Source organism: Rhodohalobacter mucosus (assembly GCF_003150675.1).
Classification (GTDB): domain Bacteria; phylum Bacteroidota; class Rhodothermia; order Balneolales; family Balneolaceae; genus Rhodohalobacter; species Rhodohalobacter mucosus.
On record NZ_QGGB01000016.1, the window covers coordinates 1 to 1,236 of the forward strand.

At 36.4% G+C, this 1,236-nt stretch carries 1 protein-coding gene; it reads left to right on the forward strand.

Going from position 1 to position 1,236, the window contains the following annotated elements:
• The first annotated feature begins 84 nt into the window (after positions 1-84).
• Entirely contained in the window at positions 85-1,140 is a 1,056-nt protein-coding gene (locus tag DDZ15_RS16560; protein ID WP_109648236.1) for a 6-bladed beta-propeller, read from the forward strand.
• The last annotated feature ends 96 nt before the right edge of the window (positions 1,141-1,236 follow it).

The window sequence follows — 1,236 nt, forward strand, 5'->3', positions numbered from 1 at the left end:
TACTTAGCCGTGCCGCTTATTTGCCAAACCGTTATAAATCAAGAACTCAACATTCTTACATAAACAGATGACCTACGCCCTTAGATGAATCAAAAATACTCCTTCTGCTGCGCAATTTTTTTAACAATCATAATTTTCCATGCAAGCTGTAAAAGTGACGAGAAAGCAAAACAAGTAGAGACTACTTCTACATTTGAGATTGAGGAATTAGAATTATTTGCAGATTTCGACCAACATGGATTAGTACGACCTGTTCAAATCGAAATTTTACCAAATAGTAATTTGGCTGTATTGGACTCACAAACCAACAAAGTTCATTTATTAACTACTGACGGAGAAATCCTTAACACCTTCGGGCGGGAAGGAAATGGCCCTGGTGAATTCCAAAGAGCCACACAACTGCTATACTCCGAGAACTATTTGTATGTTGTGGATGCCAATTTGCATCAAATTAATCAGTTTAGCTATTCAGGGGACTTTATAAAGAGAATTGATGTTGATCCCGCAATGTATCAAACATATGTAACCCTGATGAATGATGAATCATATTATACCATGACTATGGGGGAAAACGGCAGTCTTATTAAAAAATCAGATGTAAATTCCGGGGCAACACATTTTTTTGGTAAAGCTCCTGGAGATGAATTCCAGCCCGGAAACTTCGAGAAAGAACTTAGAACTTTACAACGAGGGGAGATACCCGATTTTATGAAGAATGATATCACAAAGCATATTAGTGGTGATCATTTATATGTCTTTTTGAATACTCTTGGTCGTCTTCAAAAATATACATCTGAAGGCAGATTGCTTTGGGATAAGGAAATAAACATGCCTGTTAATCAAGCCATATTTGACAATGCTGTTGAACAAGCAAATGATGCTGAGTGGGGAATTCCCAGTTTTAAATATATACTGTCCATTAAAGTGATTGATAAAGAGCCCTATCTTCTATGGAATTCAACGGATGGTTTCCCACAAAATATGGTCAAAACGGATGCAGATGGCCAGTTGCTAAAGATTATTAAAATACATGACAATGATTCTTCATTTTCCGATTTCAGCATCGATTCAAAAAATAATATTCTATATTTAATTGATTTTGAAACAGGTCAAATATATCGTACTAAACTTCCAGGTTGACATTTGATTTATAACAAAGCAATTCCTGCTGACGGGTTCACGTTTGTTGCTCAACTTTAAAGCTGATTGCCCCGCAGCAGATTTGCCAAACCGTTA

Bases quoted from the DNA above. Each gene is read 5' to 3' on its own strand.
- DDZ15_RS16560 (WP_109648236.1), top strand. From the start codon at position 85: ATGAATCAAAAATACTCCTTCTGCTGCGCAATTTTTTTAACAATCATA.